Annotated in this window: 15 protein-coding genes; 5 read left to right on the top strand and 10 right to left on the bottom strand. The window is 39.5% G+C overall.

Features of this window, described 5'->3' with window-relative positions; all coding sequences use genetic code 11:
- On the top strand, nt 1–4455 hold a 4455-nt coding region (locus tag K1X56_11825; GenBank protein ID MBX7095403.1), incomplete at its 5' end, for a hypothetical protein.
- A 56-nt stretch (nt 4456–4511) separates the two neighbouring features.
- Here K1X56_11825 and K1X56_11820 read toward each other — a convergent pair.
- From K1X56_11820 to K1X56_11810, 3 genes are all read right to left on the bottom strand, one after another.
- Nucleotides 4512–6341 carry a hypothetical protein gene (locus K1X56_11820; protein MBX7095402.1) on the bottom strand — a complete coding sequence of 610 codons (1830 nt, stop codon included), beginning with the start codon at nt 6339–6341 and terminating at the stop codon, nt 4512–4514.
- Nucleotides 6342–6446: 105 nt separating this feature from the next.
- A complete protein-coding gene (locus K1X56_11815; GenBank protein ID MBX7095401.1) occupies nt 6447–7553 on the bottom strand; it encodes a hypothetical protein in 1107 nt (368 codons plus the stop codon).
- Between the two features lie 67 nt (nt 7554–7620).
- On the bottom strand, nt 7621–8793 hold the full coding sequence (locus tag K1X56_11810; protein ID MBX7095400.1) for an SPFH domain-containing protein: 1173 nt from the start codon (nt 8791–8793) through the stop codon (nt 7621–7623).
- A 69-nt stretch (nt 8794–8862) separates the two neighbouring features.
- Between K1X56_11810 and K1X56_11805 the strand changes: the two genes are divergently transcribed.
- The 3 genes from K1X56_11805 to K1X56_11795 all read left to right on the top strand — a co-directional run bounded on the left by K1X56_11805 (nt 8863) and on the right by K1X56_11795 (nt 10858).
- Entirely contained in the window at nt 8863–9678 is an 816-nt protein-coding gene (locus K1X56_11805) for a hypothetical protein (protein MBX7095399.1), read from the top strand.
- Between the two features lie 230 nt (nt 9679–9908).
- Nucleotides 9909–10493 carry a SiaB family protein kinase gene (locus K1X56_11800; protein MBX7095398.1) on the top strand — a complete coding sequence of 195 codons (585 nt, stop codon included), beginning with the start codon at nt 9909–9911 and terminating at the stop codon, nt 10491–10493.
- A 2-nt stretch (nt 10494–10495) separates the two neighbouring features.
- The gene (locus K1X56_11795; GenBank protein MBX7095397.1) at nt 10496–10858 is read left to right on the top strand and encodes a DUF1987 domain-containing protein; all 363 of its coding nucleotides are present in this window, start codon (nt 10496–10498) and stop codon (nt 10856–10858) included.
- Between the two features lie 7 nt (nt 10859–10865).
- Here K1X56_11795 and rsmG read toward each other — a convergent pair whose 3' ends face one another.
- The 5 genes from rsmG to K1X56_11770 all read right to left on the bottom strand — a co-directional run bounded on the left by rsmG (nt 10866) and on the right by K1X56_11770 (nt 19333).
- On the bottom strand, nt 10866–11486 hold the full coding sequence (gene rsmG / locus K1X56_11790; protein ID MBX7095396.1) for a 16S rRNA (guanine(527)-N(7))-methyltransferase RsmG: 621 nt from the start codon (nt 11484–11486) through the stop codon (nt 10866–10868).
- Nucleotides 11486–13174: an energy-dependent translational throttle protein EttA gene (gene ettA, locus K1X56_11785; protein ID MBX7095395.1), complete on the bottom strand. Its 1689-nt coding sequence runs from the start codon at nt 13172–13174 to the stop codon at nt 11486–11488. Before ettA ends, rsmG begins: the two co-directional genes overlap by 1 nt.
- A 198-nt stretch (nt 13175–13372) precedes the next feature.
- On the bottom strand, nt 13373–14683 hold the full coding sequence (locus tag K1X56_11780) for a TolC family protein (GenBank protein MBX7095394.1): 1311 nt from the start codon (nt 14681–14683) through the stop codon (nt 13373–13375).
- Nucleotides 14670–18212 carry an efflux RND transporter permease subunit gene (locus K1X56_11775; protein MBX7095393.1) on the bottom strand — a complete coding sequence of 1181 codons (3543 nt, stop codon included), beginning with the start codon at nt 18210–18212 and terminating at the stop codon, nt 14670–14672. The genes K1X56_11780 and K1X56_11775 overlap by 14 nt, the downstream gene beginning before the upstream one ends.
- Nucleotides 18209–19333: an efflux RND transporter periplasmic adaptor subunit gene (locus K1X56_11770; GenBank protein ID MBX7095392.1), complete on the bottom strand. Its 1125-nt coding sequence runs from the start codon at nt 19331–19333 to the stop codon at nt 18209–18211. The genes K1X56_11775 and K1X56_11770 overlap by 4 nt, the downstream gene beginning before the upstream one ends.
- Before the next feature lie 209 nt (nt 19334–19542).
- On the opposite strand from K1X56_11770, the gene K1X56_11765 reads away from it, so the two are divergent.
- Nucleotides 19543–20094, top strand: a complete 552-nt coding sequence (locus K1X56_11765; GenBank protein MBX7095391.1) for a hypothetical protein — start codon at nt 19543–19545, stop codon at nt 20092–20094.
- A gap of 1 nt (nt 20095) precedes the next feature.
- Here K1X56_11765 and lhgO read toward each other — a convergent pair whose 3' ends face one another.
- Both lhgO and K1X56_11755 read right to left on the bottom strand, forming a co-directional pair.
- A complete protein-coding gene (lhgO, locus tag K1X56_11760; protein ID MBX7095390.1) occupies nt 20096–21313 on the bottom strand; it encodes an L-2-hydroxyglutarate oxidase in 1218 nt (405 codons plus the stop codon).
- A 56-nt stretch (nt 21314–21369) separates the two neighbouring features.
- Entirely contained in the window at nt 21370–22665 is a 1296-nt protein-coding gene (locus tag K1X56_11755) for an MFS transporter (protein MBX7095389.1), read from the bottom strand.
- Between the last annotated feature and the right edge of the window lie 229 nt (nt 22666–22894).

Below are 22894 nucleotides of genomic sequence, written 5' to 3'. Positions count from 1 at the left end.
CGTTCCCAGTTAAAACGTGTTGGAAAAGAAATCCTGAAAAAGAAAATTGATTTAGATCCCGAAGGGAAATTAAATCTGGCCGACTGGAACACGTTCTCCATTGATCTTAGTTCATTGGTAAAAACAGAACCAGGTGCGATTTACCATGTGAATATTTCATTCTCGAAAAAATATTCCAATTATACCTGTCAGGATGCAGAAATAACTGCTGCTTCCAATTTAACCGAATTAACTTCTCAGGAAGAAGAAGAATGGAACGAACGCGGATGGGGATCTTTTGATTATGGTTATTACTATGAAGATTACGATTATGATGAATATTATTATGATTATGATTATTCCGAGCGCGAGGATCCATGTGATAATTCCTATTACTATGGAAAATCGATTTCTAAAAATGTTCTGATTTCCGATATTGGAATAATTGCAAAAGCGGGTGGCAATAAAATCATGCACATTTTTGTAAATGATATTCGAACAACAGAACCTATCGCTGGAGCAAAAGTTGAGTTTTATGATTTTCAGCAACAGGTAATCGGGAAATCGGAAACCGATGCTCAGGGTCACGCCTATGCGAAATTAAGCACCAAACCTTTTGTGGTGGTGGTTAGTTCTAAAGGACAAAAAGGATATTTACGTCTGCGGGATGGCGAATCGCTTTCCATGAGTAAGTTCGATGTTGATGGTGAAACCGTGCAGCGCGGTGTAAAAGGATTTGTTTATGCAGAACGCGGCGTGTGGCGTCCGGGCGATTCCATCTATTTATCCTTTATGATTGAGGATAAAGAAAAATTATTACCTGCCAATCACCCGGTGACGATGGAGTTGGTGAATCCGCAAGGAGTAACGGTTCAGAAAATAACCAAATCGGAAAACGTAAATGGCTTATACGATTTCCGTACTGCAACTCAAATGGAAGATCCTACCGGATATTACACGGCCAATGTGATGGTCGGTAACAGAAGTTTTTCTAAAACACTTCGTGTAGAAACCGTAAAACCTAACCGCTTAAAAATTTACCTCAATTTCCCGAATGAGCGGATGTCGGTTTCGGATGCCAACAAAGTAATTCGTTTAAACTCGAAATGGTTACATGGCGCTCCTGCTAAAAATTTAAATGCGAAGGTTGAAGTCACAGTTAATTCTGTTCCAACTCGCTTTAAAGGATATAAGGACTTTACATTCGATGATCCAACACGTTCTTATCAGGCCGAAGATCAGGTAGTGTTTGATGGTAGTCTGGATGAAAACGGAGATGCAACGTTTGAATCAAACCTCGAAGTTGGAACTTCAGCGCCCGGATTTTTACGTGCTTATTTTACCACACGTGTTTTCGAAGAAGGCGGAGGATTTAGTATTGATCGTTCATCGGTTGAATATTCGCCTTATGCATCGTATGTAGGAATAAAAGTTCCGGAAGGAGATCAATACAACGGAACATTGGTAACGGACAAAGATCACATTGTTGAAGTAGCAACAGTTGATGCGAATGGTAAAGCTACCTCCAGAAGAAATCTTGAAGTTAAAGTCTATAGCATCAAATGGAGATATTGGTGGGATAATTATGATAATGATTTGGCTAGTTATATCGCCAACAATTCTGTTGTTCCCATTCTCGATACAAAAATTAATACTACCGGTGGAAAAGGGAAATTCACATTACGAGTGGATCGTCCAAGTTGGGGACGCTATCTCGTGTATGTACGCGATCCCGAAAGCGGTCATGCAAGCGGAAGGGTGGTTTATATCGATTGGCCGTATTGGGCGCGTGCAAATCGTAAGGACAATGAAAATGCAACGATGTTAAGTTTCTCTACCGATAAAGAAACGTATTCTGTTGGTGAAAAAGTTAAAGTGAGTTTCCCTAGCAGTGCAAAAGGAAAAGCATTAGTAAGTATTGAATCCGGTGTTAAAATGATTGGACATTTCTGGATTGATACCGATGCAGGTGAAACAAAATTTGAATTCACCACCACCGAGTCGATGTCGCCCAATTGCTATGTAAATATTTCTTTACTGCAACCGCACTCAATTACTGCGAATGATTTACCATTGCGTTTGTACGGTGTATTGCCGATTCAGGTTGAAAATCCGGATTCACATTTGTCGCCCGTAATTTCGATGCCTGATGTTATTCGTCCGGAAACCACTACATCAATTACCGTTAAAGAACAGAATGGAAAACCGATGACCTATACACTGGCGATGGTGGATGAAGGGTTGTTGGATTTAACCTCATTTAAAACACCAGATCCCTGGTCAAACTTTAATGCCCGTGAAGCTCTGGGTGTAAAAACCTGGGATTTATATGATCAGGTAATGGGCTCCTTCACTGCGAAGCTGGATAAAATGTTAGCGATTGGTGGTGATGGTGAAGCGGAAGGTAAAAAGGGAGCAAAAGCAAATCGCTTTAAACCGATGGTTTATTTTGCAGGTCCCTTCGAATTGAAACCTGGTGCATCAAAAACACATCAGGTAAAAATTCCAAATTATGTTGGCTCTGTACGTGTAATGGTGGTTGCGGGCCAGGATCTCCGATATGGAAATGCAGAAAAAACAGTAGCGGTTCGCAATCCGCTGATGGTTTTAGGAACCTTACCACGTGTATTAGGTCCCGGCGAAACCGTGAAGCTTCCTGTGGATGTTTTTGCAATGGAGAAACACGTAAAAGATGTTACGGTGGAAATTCGTCCCAATGCCATGCTTAAACCTAAAAACGGAACAAAGCAATCGCTTAAGTTTAAAAATATCGGCGATGAGGTGATTAATTTCGAATTGGAAGTGGCCGAAAAAGTGGGTATTGCCAAGGTAGAAATTATAGCCCGTTCCGGAAATGAAGTAGCGCGTCACGAAATTGAACTCGACGTTCGCACTCCGAATCCGAAAGTGGTTGACGTGGTAGAAACCATCATTGAACCGGGTAAAGAATGGAATCCAACGTATACATTCGCTGGGGTAGAAGGAACGAATAAAATTTCAATTGAAGTTTCTTCCATTCCAATGATCAATCTTGGAAACCGCTTAAAATACCTGATCAGTTATCCGCATGGTTGTATTGAACAAACCACATCAGCAGCATTCCCGCAATTGTTTTTGAGTAATTTAATGGATCTGGATAATAATTTTAAACGTGAAATTTCTGCGAATGTAAATGCAGCGATCAAACGAATTCAATTGTTCCAGACCTCAGACGGAGGCTTCAGCTATTGGCCGGGCGAATCAACCGCCAGCGATTGGGGATCTAATTATGCGGGACATTTCTTATTGGAAGCAGAAGCAAAAGGTTACCGCATTCCTTCTTCCTTGAAAAATAACTGGATTAAATTCCAGCAAAAACTTGCGCGAAACTGGAGAAGCAATGTTCCGAATAACGAATATGGTTATCAGCAATACAATGATATTTCACAAGCGTATCGTTTATACACTCTTGCGCTTGCTCGTCAACCGGAAATGGGTGCTATGAACCGACTTCGTGAATCGGGTACCTTATCGAATGCTGCTAAATGGCGTTTGGCTGCGGCTTATCAATTGGCAGGACAATCAGATGTCGCTTCAAAATTGATGAACACGGCTAATACTAAAATTCCAAAATATCAGGAGTTGGGTTATTCGTATGGAAGTGATGTGCGCGATAAAGCCATGATCCTTGAAGTGATGTCGCTCACCTCTTCCAAAGCAAAAGGCGCAACATTAATGAAAGAGATAGCCAAAGAATTGAATTCGAATCAATGGATGAGTACACAAACTACGGCCTATTGTTTAATCGCCATCAGTAAATTTGTAGGCTCATCACCGAGTGATAAAACCATGAAGTTTACGTATGCATTCAGTGGTGCTAATCCGATTTCAAAATCTACTCAGGTTGCAGTATTTAAAGATGAAGTTTCGCCGAAGAAAATGACCGGTAATAATAAGTTGCAACTTAAAAATACAGGAAACGGTGTGTTGTATGCCAAACTTTCGGTAGAAGGTGTTCCTAAAGTAGGAGATGAAAGTTCTGCTGCCGAGAATGTGAGTATAGATGTCAATTATTATTCCATGTCGGGTCAGGCCCTAGATGTTTCTTCATTGGAGCAGGGAACCGATTTCATTGCTGAAGTAACCATTACCAATCCGGGAACCCGTGGTTATTTATCAGAAATGGCCCTGAATCAAACCTTCCCCGGTGGATGGGAAATTCATAATGGACGAATGGATGATTTTGTTTCAACGATTCAATCGGATTATCCAACCTATCAGGATATCCGCGATGATCGGGTTTATACTTATTTCGGAATAGCATCCGGTAAAACCAAAACATTCAGAGTTAAATTGAATGCTGCATATTTAGGTCGTTATTATTTACCTACCATCAGCACCGAGGCGATGTATGATAATACGATTAATGCACGTAAACCTGGTAAATGGATAGAAGTCGTTAAACCGGGAACAGCAACGCTGAGTCAACAACCATGATGCAAGCGGGGAGTTGAAATAAGAGCGACGATTCAATCGAATCGCCGCTTTTATTTTTATTGTTTTTTACGAAGTACATGAGCCTTCTTCTTCGGCCCGAACTTCACCTTAACATCGAGCTCTGATTTTTTTCCTTTTCGATATATCGGAAGTTTTACGGTAGATCCTTCTGTAATTTTATCAGTGAATACTTTGCGGTACTCCGTAAATTCAACCATGTCGCCCGCTTGTAAACCCGCCCACTCAGCAGCACCCGTCGATTCAATTTTAATGATTAAACTGCCGTTTACCATTTTAATTTTAACGTCATTTTCATTTGGACTCAACGGACTCAATGCACCGTTTTCAATTAGCGTATCGTAATACACAACATTCATTCCACCTAGTTGATCATTTGGTTTCCATTGGTTTTTTCCTTCGATATAGGTAGTAAAGAAGGGTCGTAAATCAGGGTGAACAGCAGCCGTAAATTCATCAAAGAATTTTTCTTCGTCGAACGATTTTTCAGCGCCGTATTTGCTGTTCAGTTCAAGAACAACATCCAGTAATGTTTTAGATCCATTGCTCAGTTTTCTGATTTCACCATCGAGCAACATACCCAGCGCAGCACCGCGTTGATATACTTGTCCGTAATGCTCGTGGTATTTTTTCTCCAGCACATGCGCACTCATTTCTGTAAACGACATTTCACTGACAGGGAAACTAACACCACTTGAAAATTTTTCGCTCATAGCCTTTAAAAATTCATCCTCGGTATATACACCTCCCTTGAATTTTACATAATGCGCAAAATATTCGGTAATTCCTTCATACAACCATAAGTGTTTACTCATTACAGGATGGGTATAATTAAAATTCCCGATGTATTGCGAGTGTAATCCCAATGGGGTGATAATATGCATGAACTCATGAATGGCAGCACCGGTAAGTTGTCCATCCAGACTGATTTCTTCCAAATCAATATTATCTCCGAAATCGCCCAGATAGTAGGATGATGAATTACCATGCTCCAGCGCACCGATTCCGAGATTTCTGTACTTAAGTGCGAGTTTTAATTTCTTTAATAATCCAATTTTTTTACCTGTTAAAACTTTTCCCAATTCGCGGAGATCATCAACAAAAATGATAAAGGTGTAATTGTCCACAGGAAGCGCAGGTAATGTTTTAGCAATGGCTTCCATATCTCGTTTTAATGCCTGATAAAAATGCTTAGCTCTCTTTTTGCCTTGTACATCAAAAACAGAAATGGTAACCTTGGTTCTGTTTACAAAAAATTGAGCTGTGTCTGGTTCAGAAAACATCATCGGACAATCAATCAGCTGATGGTAGTTTCTTGCTTTAAAATTCTGGTGAATTTCAGAAGAAGAAATCATGGGTAAGGATGTCGCCCCAAAAAGATGTTTTGGTTTTTTAATATCGATGAGTAATGGTTCATTTTCTTTTCCTTCTACAAATCCGAAAATTCCGCCATTGTTGAACAGAAAATTTTTATTCGCAATAAAATGTGTTGAAGCCGGTTGAAAAATGGGATGCTCTTTTACTTTTTTGTCCATCACATCTTCTACGGAATAGGTGAGATGTTTTAGGACCTTAGCGTTATAAATCACCCAGGTGTTGTTTCCTTCTTTGGTGACTTTCATTTTTTTCCCATCCAGATTGTAGGCTGCAAACTGAGTAATGAATCTGCCATAATCCTGTGTGTCGTAAGTTCCGGGAACAGTGGCAGGAAATGAAAATCGAAGCGTATCACTTTCCGGATTTTTGTCAAAGGTGTATCTGACCTCCAATTCATCTTTTGGACAAAGATTCAGGTCTATTTCGAATTTACTTTGTGCGGATGAACCCATCCACAACAAAAGAAATGCAGAAATTAAAGGTGTTTTCATATTCAAATTTTAATTACGACGCTTAACTCCATACAAAGTTACATCCGTCCCGCATCCGGAAAAGAAAAAATCAATGAGTGGTAAAATGGAATTTCGGGCGGAGAATTATTTATTCTGGAAATACATGATTAACCAGATAATAGCTCCTATAATGGCAATGCACATGAGGACAAACATCACAATTTTCATTGTGCTGTAAGGACGCTCACCCTGTACTTCACCCGTGCGGCCATTCACCATAAAACGATAGGTTTTACCATGGTATTTAAATGCACTGATCCATACCGGTAGTAAAATATGCTTAAAGGTTACATTATAATGAGTGGTGTCCATCGTTAGAATCCGTTGGTGATTTCCACCGATGTGACGATTAACCGACTGACGAATCATCACATCCATTTTTGATTTAGCATTTTCAAATCCTTCTTTCAAATCTACCGCGTACGATTCAGCACGAAATCCGGTGAGAAACTTTTCATCGAAGGAAGTCAGATTTTCCAGATCCCAGGGTTCCAATGCTTCAGTGTATGCTTTAGGCAACGAAGAACTCGCAAGAACTAAAACATCATCAAAATCCTGCTGCACGTATCCTGAACACGGATACCAATCGGTAACAACGCGGGTACGTGTAACAGATTTTCCGTTTTCGAATGCAGTATAACTTTCGGTCCGGTTAATACCCCGCATTCCGGTATACGAAGTGTCGGTACCGGCATCATAGGTCCAATACGGAAGATAAACTCCCGATAATTTTTCGGAGTGACGAAGAAATTTTTTCAAATCATTCGGAGCAAACCATCTCGAGTGAATCCATTTTCTGAATTCATCAAAAGCCTGGTTGCGGTCCACCCCAAATGGCAACATGCTTTTGGGTTTAATAATTTTAGTACTTCCGGCTTTCACCGAGAGGTGACTCCCGCAAAATGCGCAGGAATCGGATACGATATTTGGATTTAGCTGGGTTGTAGATCCACATGAGTCGCAATGAATAGTACTTACTGTTTGTGTTTCATCGGCACGATTCATCATGTCGTTAACGTAAACCTCGAAATCAATTTCTTCGATGGGTTCGCGTTTAACTTCAAATGTGTTTTCAGTACCGCAATACTGACAGTTCAAACTAGAAGTCCCGGGTGAATAGTGTAGTGTTGCTCCACATTCTTTACACTTGGTTTCTTTTTGGTCTTGCGTATTTACAACTTGTTCTTCCATAACATCGTTTTGTTGGGTGTAACAAAATGAAAAAAGGCTTCACTTGCGATCAGCCTTTATTATAAAACTACATGGGTGGTGGAGGTGGTGGTACTGCTCCGAATAAAGAGGATAATTCCGGAACAGCAGCTGCAGTAGCCCAATTGGCCATTCCTTCTTTCCACACCATCGATTCGCGGGTAAGCTGACCTTGTTGTGCCATTTGTTGCAGTTGTGGCATTTCGAAAGGACCATATTGTTGTCCGTTCGCAGCAATAAAGAACTTAACCACACCCGGAATCGGAGGAGGCACTGGTCCTTTATTCATGTTTTGCTGATTCTGCATGTTTTGCTGATTCATCATTTGCTGACCAAAAGCAAATCCCATTCCTGCGCCCATCATTTCACCCATGGTGCCACCTTGCGGATTAGAAGCCGCTTTCTCGATGGATTGTCCCATTTGATATTGGGTGTAATTATTCATGTTGTTTCCATACATGTTGATGGAATTCGCTTTGGCTTTGTTTTCGGTTTCAATTTCGAAGGCTTTCATTTCAGCTTCCGACATTCTTGCCAATCGTCCTTTAGTTGCCTCATCGAAATCGTGACTCTCCACTAAGAAGGCATTCAATGCCAATCCCATTTTCGCGAAATCGACATTCATTTTTTCGGTGAGTTTTTGATTGATCTCTTCGCTACCAAAGGATGGTAACATGGATTTATCTGCATTTAAAACGTTGGTCAGATAACTCACCGCGCGGGTGCGTAAACGGTCTGCGATTTCTTCTTTAGTAAAATGATCATCGGTACCCATTACTTCGCGGATAAACATTTTCGCATCGATGACTTTCAATTCCATCGATCCAAATGCCTTTAATTGCGAATTACGAAAGACCATTGAATTCATATCGTTAATGGTCATTGGACCTTTTGTCCCCCATTTAATATCAGCAATCACCTTGGTGTTAACGAATATCACTTCAGCTTTAAAGGGACTGCTAAAACCGTATTTCCATCCTTTCAACGTGGAAAGGATCGGCAGGTTTTGGGTTTCCAGCGTATAGGTCCCGGGTCCGAATACATCGGCAAACTCTCCTTCATTTTGAAAAACGGCCACTTGTGATTCGCGAACGATCAGCTTAGCGCCATTCTTAATTTCATTATCGTAGCGTTCGAAACGCCATGCAATTGAATTATCGGAATTATCGAGCCATTCGATAATATCTATTAATTCACCCTTGAGTTTATTCCATAATCCCATAACAGCTAATTTTGTAAGATTGAAAAACGGTTCAAAATAGTAAATATATTGTTCCCAAAAAAGAAGAAGATGAACAAGTGGAAAAAATATTTTGTGGTTGGATTAATGCTGATCTCGCAGGTAGGATTTGTCATGGCCCAGGAGGATGAAAATTCAGGTGGTTCTTCGTTTTATTTTGGAATAAATGCCGGTAGTATATTGGCCAATAAATACACTGCCCCATACTATTCGGGATACAGCGATTTTTCCATTAAAGATTTAATTGGGATACAAACCATCTACAACCAGATTTACAATAAAATTCAAAAGGACTTTGTGCTCTCGGAATATCCCTCCAACGAAAGATACCGCTGGGGATTAGACCTCGGTTTACATTTGGGCTATTACCTCGATGAGAGCACGGCTTTGTTCAGTAATATCAATGTTCAGCGAATAAAAACGCAAGAAGTATTTACCATTTCGGCAACCGATCCCGCTAATCCATTTGGAGATCCTATTATTTTTCCTGAGTCGGTCATCGGCGAAGAGCGGAGAATGCAAATTGATTTAGGTGTTCATATCGATTACGGAGATCGTTACAAGGCGGGTGGATATCTGGAGTTGTTTGGGTCCTTTAATGCCGTTAAAGCGCAAAAAAATGATGTGATCATTGAAGGTCTCCGCTATTCCCTTTTGCGTCAATCTACCATTTACAACCGTTACGATGTAGGTGGAATCGGTTGGGGCGCCGGTATTGGCACCGGGGTGAGGGTGAAGTTTAATGACAAGTTTAGCTTTGATGTGGGCGCAAATGCCAGCTTTCAACGCATTAATTTGTGGGAAGAGTACCGGCCCATTAAATTAAAATTGAATCCCCAGGTTTATGTCCGGATTCTCTGGTTGTAATTTGTAGGTAGGAATTCAACCGTTGCCTGTGCAAAACAATTCATAGGGGGGGCACTTTGTTCCTATCCTCAAAATCCTATATTTGGAAAAGCAAGTTGATTGATTTCCCGCTGTTTTTTTGTTTAAGCAACTGATTTTTAGTTGTTTATTAAAGATTGTACAGTTTTGTTATTTTTTTTAACTTGCAGGGAATTAAGGTAAACCAATAAAAAACTGGAGACTGGCGCTTAATGAGTGCATCCTCAAATAAAGTACTAGAGGTCTGTAATTCGCGATATCAGGAGATATACGGGAACTACAACAGTAATTCGCAGAAAAGAATTCTCGTTTCTCATTTTGGCGACTTTACTCAGGATTTGGTGAATTCTATTTCGAATGGAGTAGAGGAAACCATGCTTGAGGCGGGAGACAAAAAGGGAACGGTGAAGCGAATGTTCTCCATATTGGTAGAAGGTCTTCAGAATGTCCGTTTACATGGCGAAAAAGATGAAAGCGGAAATCAATATTCCTTTTTAGTAATTGGTCAGGATGAACATGAATACCTGGTTACTTTTGGTAATCTCCTGTTGAATTCGAATAAAGCAATTATGGAGGAGCGCCTGAAGCAAATCAACGGTTACGATGAAGCTCAGGTGAAAGCCTTATATATGGAAGTGCTTACCAATGGAATCATCTCCAACAAAGGTGGAGCCGGTTTAGGTTTCATCACCATGGCTATGAAATCGAAAAACAAACTCAATTATAATTTTGAGGATGTAAACGATAAATTATGTTGCTTTACTTGTGAAGTGAAGATAGATCGCAATGGAGGTTAAGTATGGCATCCTTTTATTTGGAACCAACCAGAAATACTCCTGAGATCCGGTTCGATAATACCAGCGGAGTATATTTTATTCGCGGAAAATCATTCCCCGAAAATTCGAAAAAATTTTATTTGTCTTTAGTTGAATGGGTAATGTCGAACGATGTTTTACCCAATTCCATGCTGGAATTACAATTCGATTACATCTCATCATCTTCAGTAATTGCCGTACTGGAAGTCATTAAAAGAATCGAAAGTAAAAACGACAGCGTTACGGTGAAATGGATTTTTGAGTCGGGCGACGACGATATGCAGAATGTTGGAATTAATTATCAGAAGTTATGTAAGCTCAATATTGAGTTACATGAAATTGAATAATTTTTATCTAGAGTAGGTAAACTACTTTTTTGGTTTCAAAAAATTCTTCCTCAAAAATCGTTTTCAATTCTGTGATTTCGTAGTGCTTTATTCCCTTTAATTCTTCGCTTAAATCGCCTCCCTTTAAATACAATATTCCGTTGGGAAGTGAATTGAATTCCTCTTTCGCAAATTTATTGGCGACCCATGGGATAAATTCACTGAATGTGGTCACGGCACGTGAAACGATAAAGTGAAATTTACCTTTTATATCTTCAGCTCTTGAATGTTGTGTGGTAATGTTTTTTAACTGCAGTGATTCGGCAACTTCATTTACAACTTTTATTTTTTTTCCAATCGAATCGACTAAATGAAATTGTGCATCAGGATATAAAATTGCAAGTGGTACTCCCGGAAATCCACCTCCGGTTCCAACGTCAAGGATTTTTGTCCCCGGTTGAAAGCGAATTACTTTTGCGATTCCTAATGAATGTAATACATGGTGAATATAAAATTGATCCATGTCCTTTCTCGAAATCACGTTGATTTTAGAATTCCAATCGGAGTACAACTCAAAAAGCCGGTTGAATTTATCTTCCTGCTCTTTTGTTATTTCTGGGAAGTATTTTCTGATGATTTCAGATTGCATTACTTAACCAACTTTTTATACCTGAATTTTTTCTCGAGTGTGTCGCCAAGTCGTTTTTTCTTGTTTTCCTCGTATTCAGTAAATGATCCTTCAAACGAATAAACCGAAGCGTCGCCTTCGAATGCCAGAATATGTGTGCAAACACGGTCTAAGAACCATCTGTCGTGCGAAATAATTACGGCACAACCTGCGTAGTTCTCTAGCGCCTCTTCCAATGAACGAATGGTATTTACATCCAGATCATTGGTCGGCTCATCGAGTAACAATACGTTGGAGCCGGATTTTAATGTCATGGCCAAATGCAATCGGTTTCTTTCTCCACCGGATAATATTCCACATTTTTTATTTTGGTCGGTCCCATTAAAATTAAACCGCGAAACATAAGCGCGGGAATTTACCAGTTTTCCTCCAAGTTCAATGTTTTCATTTCCTCCTCCGGAAATTACTTCCCATACTGATTTATTGGGATCAATTTCTTTATGCGACTGATCTACATAGGCAATTTTTACCGTTTCACCTATGGTGATTTTACCGGCATCGGGCTGTTCTTCTCCCATAATCATTCTGAAAATGGTTGTTTTACCGGCACCGTTCGGACCAATAATTCCCACGATACCTGCAGGAGGAAGTTTGAAATTTAGATCCTCATAAAGAATTCTGTCGCCAAATCCTTTTGCTACATGTTCAAACGAAATAACTTCATTTCCAAGACGAGGTCCCGGTGGAATAAATAATTCCAGTTTTGCTTCTTTTTCTTTGGTGTCTTCGCTCAACATTTTTTCATAGTTCTGAAGACGCGCTTTTTGTTTTGCTTGTCGACCCTTCGCTCCCTGGCGCACCCAATCCAACTCTCTCTCCAGAACTTTTTGTCGCTTGCTTTCCGATTTTTCCTCTTCTTCGAGGCGTTTCTTTTTCTGTTCTAGCCATGAAGTATAATTTCCTTTCCAGGGAATTCCTTCGCCGCGGTCTAATTCGAGAATCCAGCCTGCAACATTATCGAGGAAGTATCTATCGTGGGTAATTGCAATTACAGTTCCTGGATATTGTTGTAAGTGTTGTTCTAACCACAATACACTTTCTGCATCAAGGTGGTTGGTCGGTTCATCCAACAATAAAACATCGGGTTGTTGAAGGAGGAGTCGGCATAAAGCTACCCGTCTTCTTTCACCTCCTGATAAAACATTTATTGGAGTATCGGCTTCCGGACATTGCAGAGCGTCCATCGCACGCGCCAGTTTCACATCAATATTCCATGCATCGCACGCATCGAGTTTTTCCTGAACTTCTGCCTGGCGATTCATTAATTTTTCCATTTTATCGGGATCATCCAGGTATTCGGATTCACCGAATTTGTTGTTAATGTCTTCGAATTCCTGCAATAGATCCATGGTCCCCTGCACACCCTCACGCACAATGTCGATTACCGTTTTACTTTCATCTAATTCCGGTTCCTGAGCAAGGTGTCCAACCGTATACCCCGGTGAAAACACAACATCTCCCTGATAGGTTTTGTCGAGTCCGGCAATAATCCTTAACACCGTTGATTTACCGGCACCGTTGGGTCCGATAATCCCGATTTTTGCTCCGTAGAAAAAGGAGAGGTAGATGTCCTTTAAAATATGCTTGCCTTGTGGTGTGGTTTTGTTCACCTTCACCATGGAAAAAATGACTTTGCGATCGTCTGACATGTTTCTGTTGGTATTATAATGGAGGAAAGATTCAACAGCGGCGGCGGCGGCAGACCTCCGAGGTTTATAAAACCTCGGAGGTCTGCCGGGAAAGCCGTTGTAAATTCAAAGTTAAAAAACTAGCCCAACAAAAACCTTCGAAACTTAAAAAGAAAGATAAAATTTAAATTGGCAGATATAAAAATCAGTAAGAAGCCATCAGTTAATCGATAGAATCCCACCCGTTAAACGCATTAGTTCAGTGTGAGAATTAATCAGGTTATAGGCAGCTTCCAGACGAACCATAGCAGCATTTAAAAATTGAATCTGGACATCCCTGAAATTGAAAGACGATAAGGTTCCCTGATCAAAGCGTTCTTGTGCCAGTTTTAAATTGAATTCGGCATTTGAATACGCTTCTGAAGTCAACATCAAAATTACCTGTCGCGCTAAATACATTTCGTAGGCGTTTCGTAATTGACCTGTAAGCGTAAAAACCTGCTCTTCCAACGTAATGCTCTGCAAATGTTCCTGAATGCGCGCATTTTGAATGGCACGTTTGGTTTTGCCGCCGTTGAATAAATTAAAGTTGATTACAAAATTGGCAAAGTAGTTGAGGTTGGAGCCGTTCGATTCAAATTGTGAGGTTTGAAAGTGACTAAATGAATTGTTGGTTCCTACCTGCAATGAAACAACCGGATACATCGAACTCTTGGCTAAATCAATGGCAGTGCGTTGTAACTCCAAATTGATATACTGGTTCATAATGGTATTGTTGCTTCTGAGCATTCTCGATTTTAAGGTGTCGTATTCATAACGCTCAGTTTTTGCTTCTAAAAAATCGCTGAGGTCGTAAAAACGTTCTACATCCTGACTCATTAATAAATTTAAATTCCTCACCGAATTTCTATATGCGATTTCTTGCAATAAATAGTTGGTAGAATCACTCATGTACGCATTTTTTATCTGGAGCAAATCGAAGGTTCCACTTACACCCAAATCCTTTTTGCGTTGCATGTGATCATATTTATCGCGCGACAACTTGATCAGTTTCGCCAATACATCCAGTTTTTCTTTTTGTAATACTGAATTATAATAAGCCAAAATTACACCCTGAATCGTGTTTTCCACTACAACCAAAGCATTGCCCTCACTCTGTGCCTGAATTTGTTCAAGTTTTTCTTTGGTGAATTTAACTCTGAATCCACCAAACAACATCCAGTTTGCAGATAGATTACCGTTGACTGAGTTCGTTGTGATTTTATCCTTAATAAATGCGGTTGGATTATTACTCTGATCAAGAATGTTGTTGTTCTGCGTTATTTGCAAATCAATACTTGGCCATCTTCCCGCCTCGCCCCAGTTATTATTGTTTTTAGCAATAGCAATCTGATCTTTTGCGATTTCAATTTTATAATTTTTTTCTAAAGAAATCCGAATAGCATCCGAAAGCGATAATTTCTCTTGCGCTGCAATATATTGCGAGGCCAGGCAGAGAGAGATGAATAAAATTAATTTATGCTTGTTCATCACTAAGATCTTTTTCAAGTTGTAATTCCAATTTATTTCTTCTGAATATTGGTTCAACGGATTCAGCATTCGGAAACGAATCAATATGATATTTAAATATCCATTTCATTATATGCTCATAAAAGAAATAAATAAATACTCCTTCAGGAATTAAAATGAATATTCCGTACTTCAACTTTGCAAATACATAAAATGGAATGATAATTAATGCGAGGTTGAACAATAGAGCCACATGAATTGCCACCGCTCTTTTTGCTACATCAGGTTTTAAAACAATTAATGGGATAAAAATGAGCGATTGTATTACCAATGAACCAAGAGTTATAGGCAGTCCGATACTTAAATTTCCTGCAAATTGAAAACCAAACACAATTCCAATATCCAACAAAAAGGTAACTAGCAGGAAGAAGGTGCTGAATACGGATGGAATATTTCCATTAAACCAGATCAGTGTCCTTCTCAAATCGTTGTAAAAAATAATTACGGTCGGGAAAAATAAAATGGTAAACATGGTTCCCCATAATAATCCGTGCGCAACGGCAATGGCCATCGGAATTAAAAACTGTGCCTGAAAACTGTCCTCCAAAATTAAAGGATATAAACCTGCCACCGTGGTGATGGATGTAAGTAATACAGCTCTAAATCGCGATCGTCCTGCTTCATAGGCAGCGTCTTTTACCGACATCCCTTCTTTAATGTAGCGATTGTAGGTATCCACCATTACCACTGCATCATTCACCAAAATTCCAACCAACGCAATAATCCCCCAGAAACTAAATAAAGAAACAGGTTTACCTTCGAGACCGTGACCAAAAAATGCGCAGAAAATTCCGGCGGGAACGGCGGTAAGGACGATGAATGCTTGTAGGGTAGAGCTAAAGGTTAAAGCCAGGATTAATATCACAAGGAAAATAGTCAGGAACAAAACAATCATCATCGGACCTTGTGTTTCCCTTGCACGTTCTGCCTGACCAAGAAAAGTTGTTTCAATGCTTGGATAGCGCTGTTTTAATTCAGGAAGTACACTGTCGGTGACTAATTGAATTGCATCACCAACCGGTGCGTTGTTGTTGATTAAATCGGCTTCAACCGTAATTTCTTTTTTTCCGTTGTAATGTCGTATTCCAACATCTCCACGTTTTATAGAAAAATTCACTAGCTCTTTTAAAGGATAAGTTTCACCATTCAGGGTTTTAATTTTCATTTCTTCCACCTGACCTAAATACATTCGGTCTTCCTTCGGATAACGAATCCAAACTCTGGCTTCATCTTCACCTATAATTAAACGCTGAGCCTCTTCACCAAAAAATCCCTGACGAATTTGACGTGCAATTTCATTTCTGCTTAATCCTAATAAATAAGCTTTTGGCAAAAGTTCAATATTGATTTCCTGAGCACCTAAAGGACTATTATCCGTTACGTCTTTCAACGGTCCCAGATTAATAAATTTCCCTTTTACAAAATTGCGGGCTTCAGTTAATTCTTGCTGGTTGTTCGATGACATCATCAGCGCCACCGGTTTACCAAAACGGCCTTGTCCACCAATGGTGAATTTCTCCGGACCTTTTACCGGTCCAATTCGTTGCCGCACTAATTCTGCAATGGTATAACTTTCAATTTCTTTTCCTTCTATATCAATTTGCATTCTTAAGGTTCCTGCATGTGCACCATTTTCACCAAGTAATTCAGCCGCGCCAATAGATAATGTGGTTGCAGTAATAACCGGTGATCCATGTGCTTTTTCCAGTGAATCTCTTACTTCATAAACTTTCGATTGACAATAAGTAAGAAAGTCCTCCGTCTGCATTTCACGTTCCCCCGGTTTAAAGGCTACAGAAATGGTAATATCATCCAATTGCACATTGGGGAAGAATGTAAACTTGATGATTTGTTTGCTGAATAAAAAAGCAACCAGAACGATAAAAGCCATTGGGATGAACAAAGTAATCCGGTGTCTGCGCATGATTTTTTCAAGTAACCAGGCATAGCCATCCCTAAAACTATCTATCCATTTATTAATTCTTCCTCTTACTTTTTGGTACCAGCCGACTTTTACCGGTTTCAACATGGAATCGTGACCGAGATGTTGCGGTAAAGTGAGAATTGCTTCGAATAAAGAAAAGATTAAACATGCTACTACCGCAAAAGCCATTTCTCGCATCATTTCAAACTGACCGCCGACAAACATTAGCAATGCAAAAGCTACAACTGTAGTTAAAACAGATGCAATCACCGAGGTGAAAACTTCTGACGTCCCATCCAGGGCAGCGCGCATGGGCGATTTACCTCGTTCAAAATGGGCATAAATATTTTCGGAAATCACAATACCATCATCAACCAGAATTCCAATTACGATAATCATCCCAAAGAGTGAAATCATATTGATGGTCATACCATACATATAACCGAAAATAAATAAGCCTAAAAATGAAATTGGGATACCCATCGCAACCCAGAAGGATACGCGGAGACTGAGGAAAAATCCTAAGCAAATTAGTACCAGTACAAATCCCTGTAATCCATTTGTAGCTAAAAGATCGATACGCTCTTGCAGCATATCGGCAAACTGGAAAATGATTTTAAGTTGATAGTCTTTATTTTTTTCATTGAATTTTGTGGAATAATCATCCAGAAATTTTGCGATGGCTCCCAGGTCTTCATCTGGTAATTTAGAAACAATGATGGAAACATTTCGTTTGCCGTCTAAATAAGATTTAAAAGGTCGGTCTGCAAATTGAAATTTAACCGAAGCAACATCGCTAAGAAAAATAATTTCACCTTCGTTGTTTGCTCTTAAAACAATTTTTCCGATTTCATCTGCAACCGTTTGTTTAGCTCTTAAACGGATGATGTATTCTTCTTCCTCTGTTTTAATGGTACCACCGGTTAAATCAATATTGTTAGATTTTACGGCAGCCACAACCTGATCAAATCGTAAGCCGTATTCCAGTAATTTGTTTTCCTGAACTTCAATTGAAAATTCAACATCCGGATAACCTACAATTCGAAGTTGAGAAATAGCAGGTGAAGCAAGAAAATCATTCTCAATTTCTTCCGCTTTATGTTTGAGCGCCCATAAATCATCGGGTCCGGTTAAGGATAAAAAAGCAGCTGTACCGCCCATTTCGCTAACCTTCAATTTTTTTACAATAGGTTTTTCTGCACCTACCGGAAATGAATTAATGGAGTTTACCGTGTTCTCTACATCGGTAAGCATTTCATCCATATCGGTGTCCTCATACGCCTCAATTTTAATGTTGGCTACATTTTCTTCGGATGAGGAAGTGATTTTTTTTATTCCGGATAAACCTTCAACAGCCTGCTCAATTTTAGTGGTAACACCTTCTTCCATTTCTGCAGGAGATGCACCCGGATAAGCTACTGAGATGGTGATAATACGCGGTGCTATTTCAGGGAAAAAGGACCGCCGCATGTTGAACAACGAAAGTAAACCGAATACGATTGTAATCAGAATAAATGCATTTCCCCAAATGGGATTGGTGATGAAAAAGGCTATTAGACGTCTCATTTTTTCACATTAGGGATTACACGTAAACTGTCATTTACATTACTGAGCGGCTCAATAACAACCATTGTTCCCTTCGGAATTCCACTTGCAATTACATTTTCTTTGGTTACATATTCTATATTGAGTTCTTTCTTAACCAAAAGGGAATCCTTGATGAAATAATAATAATGATCATCTACAATAGCTCTTCGGGGAATTTCAATGGTATTAGCCAGCGCATGGCCTCTGATTTTCGCAGTAAGGTACATGCCTGAATAAAGTACATCTTTATCGCCCTTTTCTATTTTTACAAAAACCGGCATCGATTGGGTGGAAGCATTAACAAACTCGCCAATACGAATAACGGTACCGGTGAATTCTGCAGGACCAGATGTTGCATGCAATTCTACTTTCGCTCCAACTTTAATCCAACCAATGTTTTTTACGTCAATGGGAACCTCTATCTCAAGATCGTCCGATTTAATCAGCGACAATAATTTTGTTCCTGGATTAACTACCGCTCCCGGTTCGGAAAATACATCTGTTATGGTTCCGTCAAATGGTGCAACCACAACGTATTTTTTTAAGCGTTCTTCATCTGATCGGATTCCGTAATACTCCCCAAAAATATTCTTTGAAGCCAGAAATGATTTTTCACGTGATGATTTTACAACGGGTAATTCGGGTAGAGGAGAGCTGATTTCTATTTTATCAAAGAAATTTTTCCATTCATTATAACTCTCCGGATAATCGAGTTTTAAATCCGGGAGGACATTTGAAATCACATTCAAATAATTCGATTTTCTTGCCTGTAATGATAAACGTGCATCCTGGTCGCGAATGGAGAATAAAAGTTCCCCCTGGCGGACATTCGTTCCCGACTTAAATACTTTGCCAGGCAAAATCAATCCTTGCACTTCTGCAGATACATCAATTTTACGGGTAGAGGAAATCCGGCCCTGACCCTCAATTAACACCATATTACTATCGGGACTTGCCTCGATGGCTTTTACAAATCGGGCTGAGCTTCCCTTTTTTTCTTCCGTTTTTAAGCTGAAAATGTTCTGATTTGAAATGAGGGTTTTAACCATAAACAGAACCATTACTATAGCTCCAACAAGTACAACATGTCTGGTTTTCATCAACTGGGTTTTAAGAGCTACAAATGTATAATGAGATTGTTTGTGTTTGTTCATAAATCGGTAAATGGGCAAAGAATATGATGAAAGGAGATTTCAATAAAAATTACGTTTCCAGTAGGTTAATAACTTTGTTGAAAATGCTAACAGGGTGTTAATAAAGTGGGGTTTAATGCATTTTATTTTTGTTAAATCCGAATTCTGAATGAATTATGATATCATTGCTGACCATATTCTCTAAAAAGAAGATTACCGAAGATCGTCTCGCTACGGCCTTTGTCAGCAATCTTTTTGATATTGTGCAGAATGGATTCCCTGAAGTAGCTGCTTTAATCAATGAGGATCAGGACTTTGCGAAGTCACCTAACATTAATCCGGCCGATGATGAACAGTTTTTAATGATTGTTCTGGTGGGGAACATTAAATTATTAGGTGAAAGTTTCGATCCGGAAATGGAGGATGTCCTCCGGAAACATATTATTGAAAAATGTGCGGCTGGCCTGGATATGGACATCAATGCCTTCAATGCTTCGTATAAAGAATACAGTGATTTCTTATCGAGAGTGAATCACCCTTCTAAAAATGTATTGTATTCCATGGCACGTGGTGTGTTTTATAAATATAACCTCAACCATTTTCAGGCTGATTACTTCCGTACCTTAAATACGCCCAATCCGATTTTCCTTAAGCGCATGAATGATATCATGAGCAATTTCATTTGGGATTGGCAGGCCTTCTTCGAGCGCTATAAAGTAATCCTTTAAATTATTTCAGATTAAAGTGCTTTTCTGCCATGTCGGCTATTTGTCCGCCTATGGCTAAACTTGCTGTTGCAGCAGGAGATGGTGCGTTTAAAACATGGATGGAATTACCGGCAGTTTCTATTCTGAAATCATCACGCGTGTCGCCGTCTCTTCTCAATAACAAGGCTCTTACCCCGGCTCTTCCGGGATGAATATCGTCCATGGTTAGATCCGGAATCATCCGTTGAAGTGTTTTTAAAAACAAACGCTTGGAAAAGGCACGGCGGTATTCGTTGATTCCAAATTTCATGTTATGAAAAAATAACCTCCATGTTCCAATATAGGTCAAAGCATCCCAGGTGTCACGAAGTGAAAAGTCCGTTTTGCCATATCCTTCGCGTTTAAAGGTAAAAACGGCATTCGGACCACATTCGGTTTCTCCGTTGGTCATCCGCGTAAAGTGAACGCCTAAAAAGGGGAAATCGGGATTAGGAACAGGGTAAATCAGGTTCTTCACTTTGTGTTTTCCCTGTTCGGTTAATTCGTAATAATCTCCTCTAAAACCAACAACCTTTTCCTTGATCTTCACCTTGTCTTTTTTTGCCAGGCGATCCGCTTGCAATCCACCACAGAAAATAAGTCGCGAAGCAGTGTGTTTCCCTTTGGAAGTGCTTATCACCGAGTGATCAGAATGATGTTCTATTCCGGTTACTTCTTCATTGAGAAATAATTTTGAATTTTGATTTTTAGCAAGTGCAATCTCCACCATTTTTTCAGTGGCGCCGCGGAAATCAATAATGCCTGTGCAGGGAACCCAAATGCCAGCAATACCTTTAACAAAAGGTTCTATTTCGCGGATTTTATCGGGACCAATTTTCTCTATGCCTTCAATTTTATTTTCAATTCCATTTTGGAAAATTTTGTCCATATGAGGTAATTCTTTTTCCTCAGTGGCCACTACAATTTTGCCGCATACATCATGCTTAATGCCATACTCTTTTGCAAAAGCCACTAATTCATGTCTGCCATTCACGCAATTTGTTGCTTTTAAAGATCCCGGTTTATAATATAATCCGGAGTGGATAACACCAGAGTTATTCCCTGTTTGATGATCTGCCAGCCGAGGCATTTTTTCAATGAGACAAATGCTTAAATCGGGGAACCTGATTTGAAGTTTGTAAAATGTAGCAGCGCCTACAATTCCTCCACCAATAATGGCAATATCGAATTTGTTTTCCATAGTTGTAATTGCGATGTAAAACTACATCAGAGAATAGAAATAGAAAAGGATAAAAATCATTTATCTTTTACCCGCCAGAGTAGGAGGTAGCCAAGAATAAAAAAGGAGATTAAAACCACAATCGGTTCGCGCATACTTGGACTCACCTCATTAATAAAACCGAAGAGTCCCATTCCAAATACAATACTCAGCTTTTCACAGATATCAAAGAAACTGAAATAGGAAGCATGGTCCTCAGTTTCAGGTAACAATTTGGAATAAGTTGAGCGACTGAGCGATTGAATTCCGCCCATTACTAACCCAACAAAGGTGGCTACGATGTAGAACTCCCCCGATTTGTAAACGAGAAAAAAGGTAAAAGCGCAAATGGCCGCCCAAATTAATGTGGCTAGTCTTAATGTTCGGATGTTTCCGATTTTTCCGGAAGTCCATGAAAATAAAAAAGCACCAAAAATGGCAACAAACTGAATAATTAAAATAGTGGTGATTAATTGACTTGGCTCCATTTCTATTACATCAGATCCAAAATGATTGGCAACAAGCATTACGGTTTGCACGCCCATGCTGTAAACAAAAAATGCTAAAAGGAATCGCTTTAATCGCGGTGTATGTTTTAATTCTTTCCACACTTTGGCAATTTCCTGGTAGCCTCTTTTCAGATTATTCCCTTCGGGATGTGCGTTGGTAGGGTTGTTAGGTAAATAGTAAAATGGAATTTGAGCAAATGCAAACCACCATATACCAACCATTAAAAAGGAGTATCGCATCATTTGCATTTTACCACTCCCGTCATCCTGATTCAACATCAATACCAGGCATACGATTAACAGCAATGCACTACCAAAATAACCTAAAGCAAATCCTTTTGCACTTACACGGTCTTGCTGCTCCGGATGGGCAATCTCCGGGAGGAATGCATTGTAAAATACAAGACTACCACTGTAACCGATGCATGCTAAAATGGATAGTATTATTCCTAACCACAGATTTGTGTCATCAAAGAAAAACAACAATGAACAAGATAAGGCGCCGAGGTAACTGAAAAATTGCATGAATTTTTTCTTGTATCCTCCGTAATCTGCAATTCCTGATAAGAAGGGAGCAATCAATACAATTAAAAGGAAAGCAAAGGATAAAGCAAAGTCATAAAGCGTAGTGTTCTTGAGCTTTATTCCTAAAAATTCAATGACGTTGTTAACCGATCCATCTGCATTTTTTGTTTCTGTTACCAGTTTAAAATAGATCGGAAAAATAGTTGCGGTAATTACAAGGTTGTAAACCGAATTGGCCCAGTCATAAAATGCCCAGGCATTGATTAGCTTTTTACTCCCCTTTTCTGGCGTGGTAGTCATGGCGACTAAGATAAAACAAAACAGGGAAGCAATTTGCTTCCCTGTAAAAATTCATATTAAAGATTTATTATTCGCGCATTCTGAATTCTACGCGACGGTTTTTAGCTTTTTCAACTTCAGTATCTCCTTTACCTACAGGAGCTCTGTCATCTTCTACCACTAACATTAATCGGTTGGTGCTGATACCTGCTTTTTCAAGAGCTTTAATTACAGCCTCGCCACGACGTTT

The organism is Flavobacteriales bacterium, assembly GCA_019694795.1.
Classification (GTDB): domain Bacteria; phylum Bacteroidota; class Bacteroidia; order Flavobacteriales_D; family UBA2798; genus UBA2798.
Note: the sequence above shows the minus strand (reverse complement) of the source record. Positions and strands in the feature narration are given on the sequence as shown.

What these genes read in the sequence shown, in the direction of transcription:
- K1X56_11805 (MBX7095399.1), top strand. Translation starts at nt 8,863, where the DNA reads ATGAACAAGTGGAAAAAATATTTTGTGGTTGGATTAATGCTGATCTCG.
- K1X56_11815 (MBX7095401.1), bottom strand. Translation starts at nt 7,553, where the DNA reads ATGGAAGAACAAGTTGTAAATACGCAAGACCAAAAAGAAACCAAGTGT.
- K1X56_11775 (MBX7095393.1), bottom strand. Translation starts at nt 18,212, where the DNA reads ATGAGACGTCTAATAGCCTTTTTCATCACCAATCCCATTTGGGGAAAT.
- K1X56_11770 (MBX7095392.1), bottom strand. Translation starts at nt 19,333, where the DNA reads ATGAAAACCAGACATGTTGTACTTGTTGGAGCTATAGTAATGGTTCTG.
- rsmG (MBX7095396.1), bottom strand. Translation starts at nt 11,486, where the DNA reads ATGCAATCTGAAATCATCAGAAAATACTTCCCAGAAATAACAAAAGAG.
- K1X56_11765 (MBX7095391.1), top strand. Translation starts at nt 19,543, where the DNA reads ATGATATCATTGCTGACCATATTCTCTAAAAAGAAGATTACCGAAGAT.
- K1X56_11780 (MBX7095394.1), bottom strand. Translation starts at nt 14,683, where the DNA reads ATGAACAAGCATAAATTAATTTTATTCATCTCTCTCTGCCTGGCCTCG.
- K1X56_11820 (MBX7095402.1), bottom strand. Translation starts at nt 6,341, where the DNA reads ATGAAAACACCTTTAATTTCTGCATTTCTTTTGTTGTGGATGGGTTCA.
- K1X56_11810 (MBX7095400.1), bottom strand. Translation starts at nt 8,793, where the DNA reads ATGGGATTATGGAATAAACTCAAGGGTGAATTAATAGATATTATCGAA.
- ettA (MBX7095395.1), bottom strand. Translation starts at nt 13,174, where the DNA reads ATGTCAGACGATCGCAAAGTCATTTTTTCCATGGTGAAGGTGAACAAA.
- K1X56_11755 (MBX7095389.1), bottom strand. Translation starts at nt 22,665, where the DNA reads ATGACTACCACGCCAGAAAAGGGGAGTAAAAAGCTAATCAATGCCTGG.
- K1X56_11800 (MBX7095398.1), top strand. Translation starts at nt 9,909, where the DNA reads ATGAGTGCATCCTCAAATAAAGTACTAGAGGTCTGTAATTCGCGATAT.
- lhgO (MBX7095390.1), bottom strand. Translation starts at nt 21,313, where the DNA reads ATGGAAAACAAATTCGATATTGCCATTATTGGTGGAGGAATTGTAGGC.
- K1X56_11795 (MBX7095397.1), top strand. Translation starts at nt 10,496, where the DNA reads ATGGCATCCTTTTATTTGGAACCAACCAGAAATACTCCTGAGATCCGG.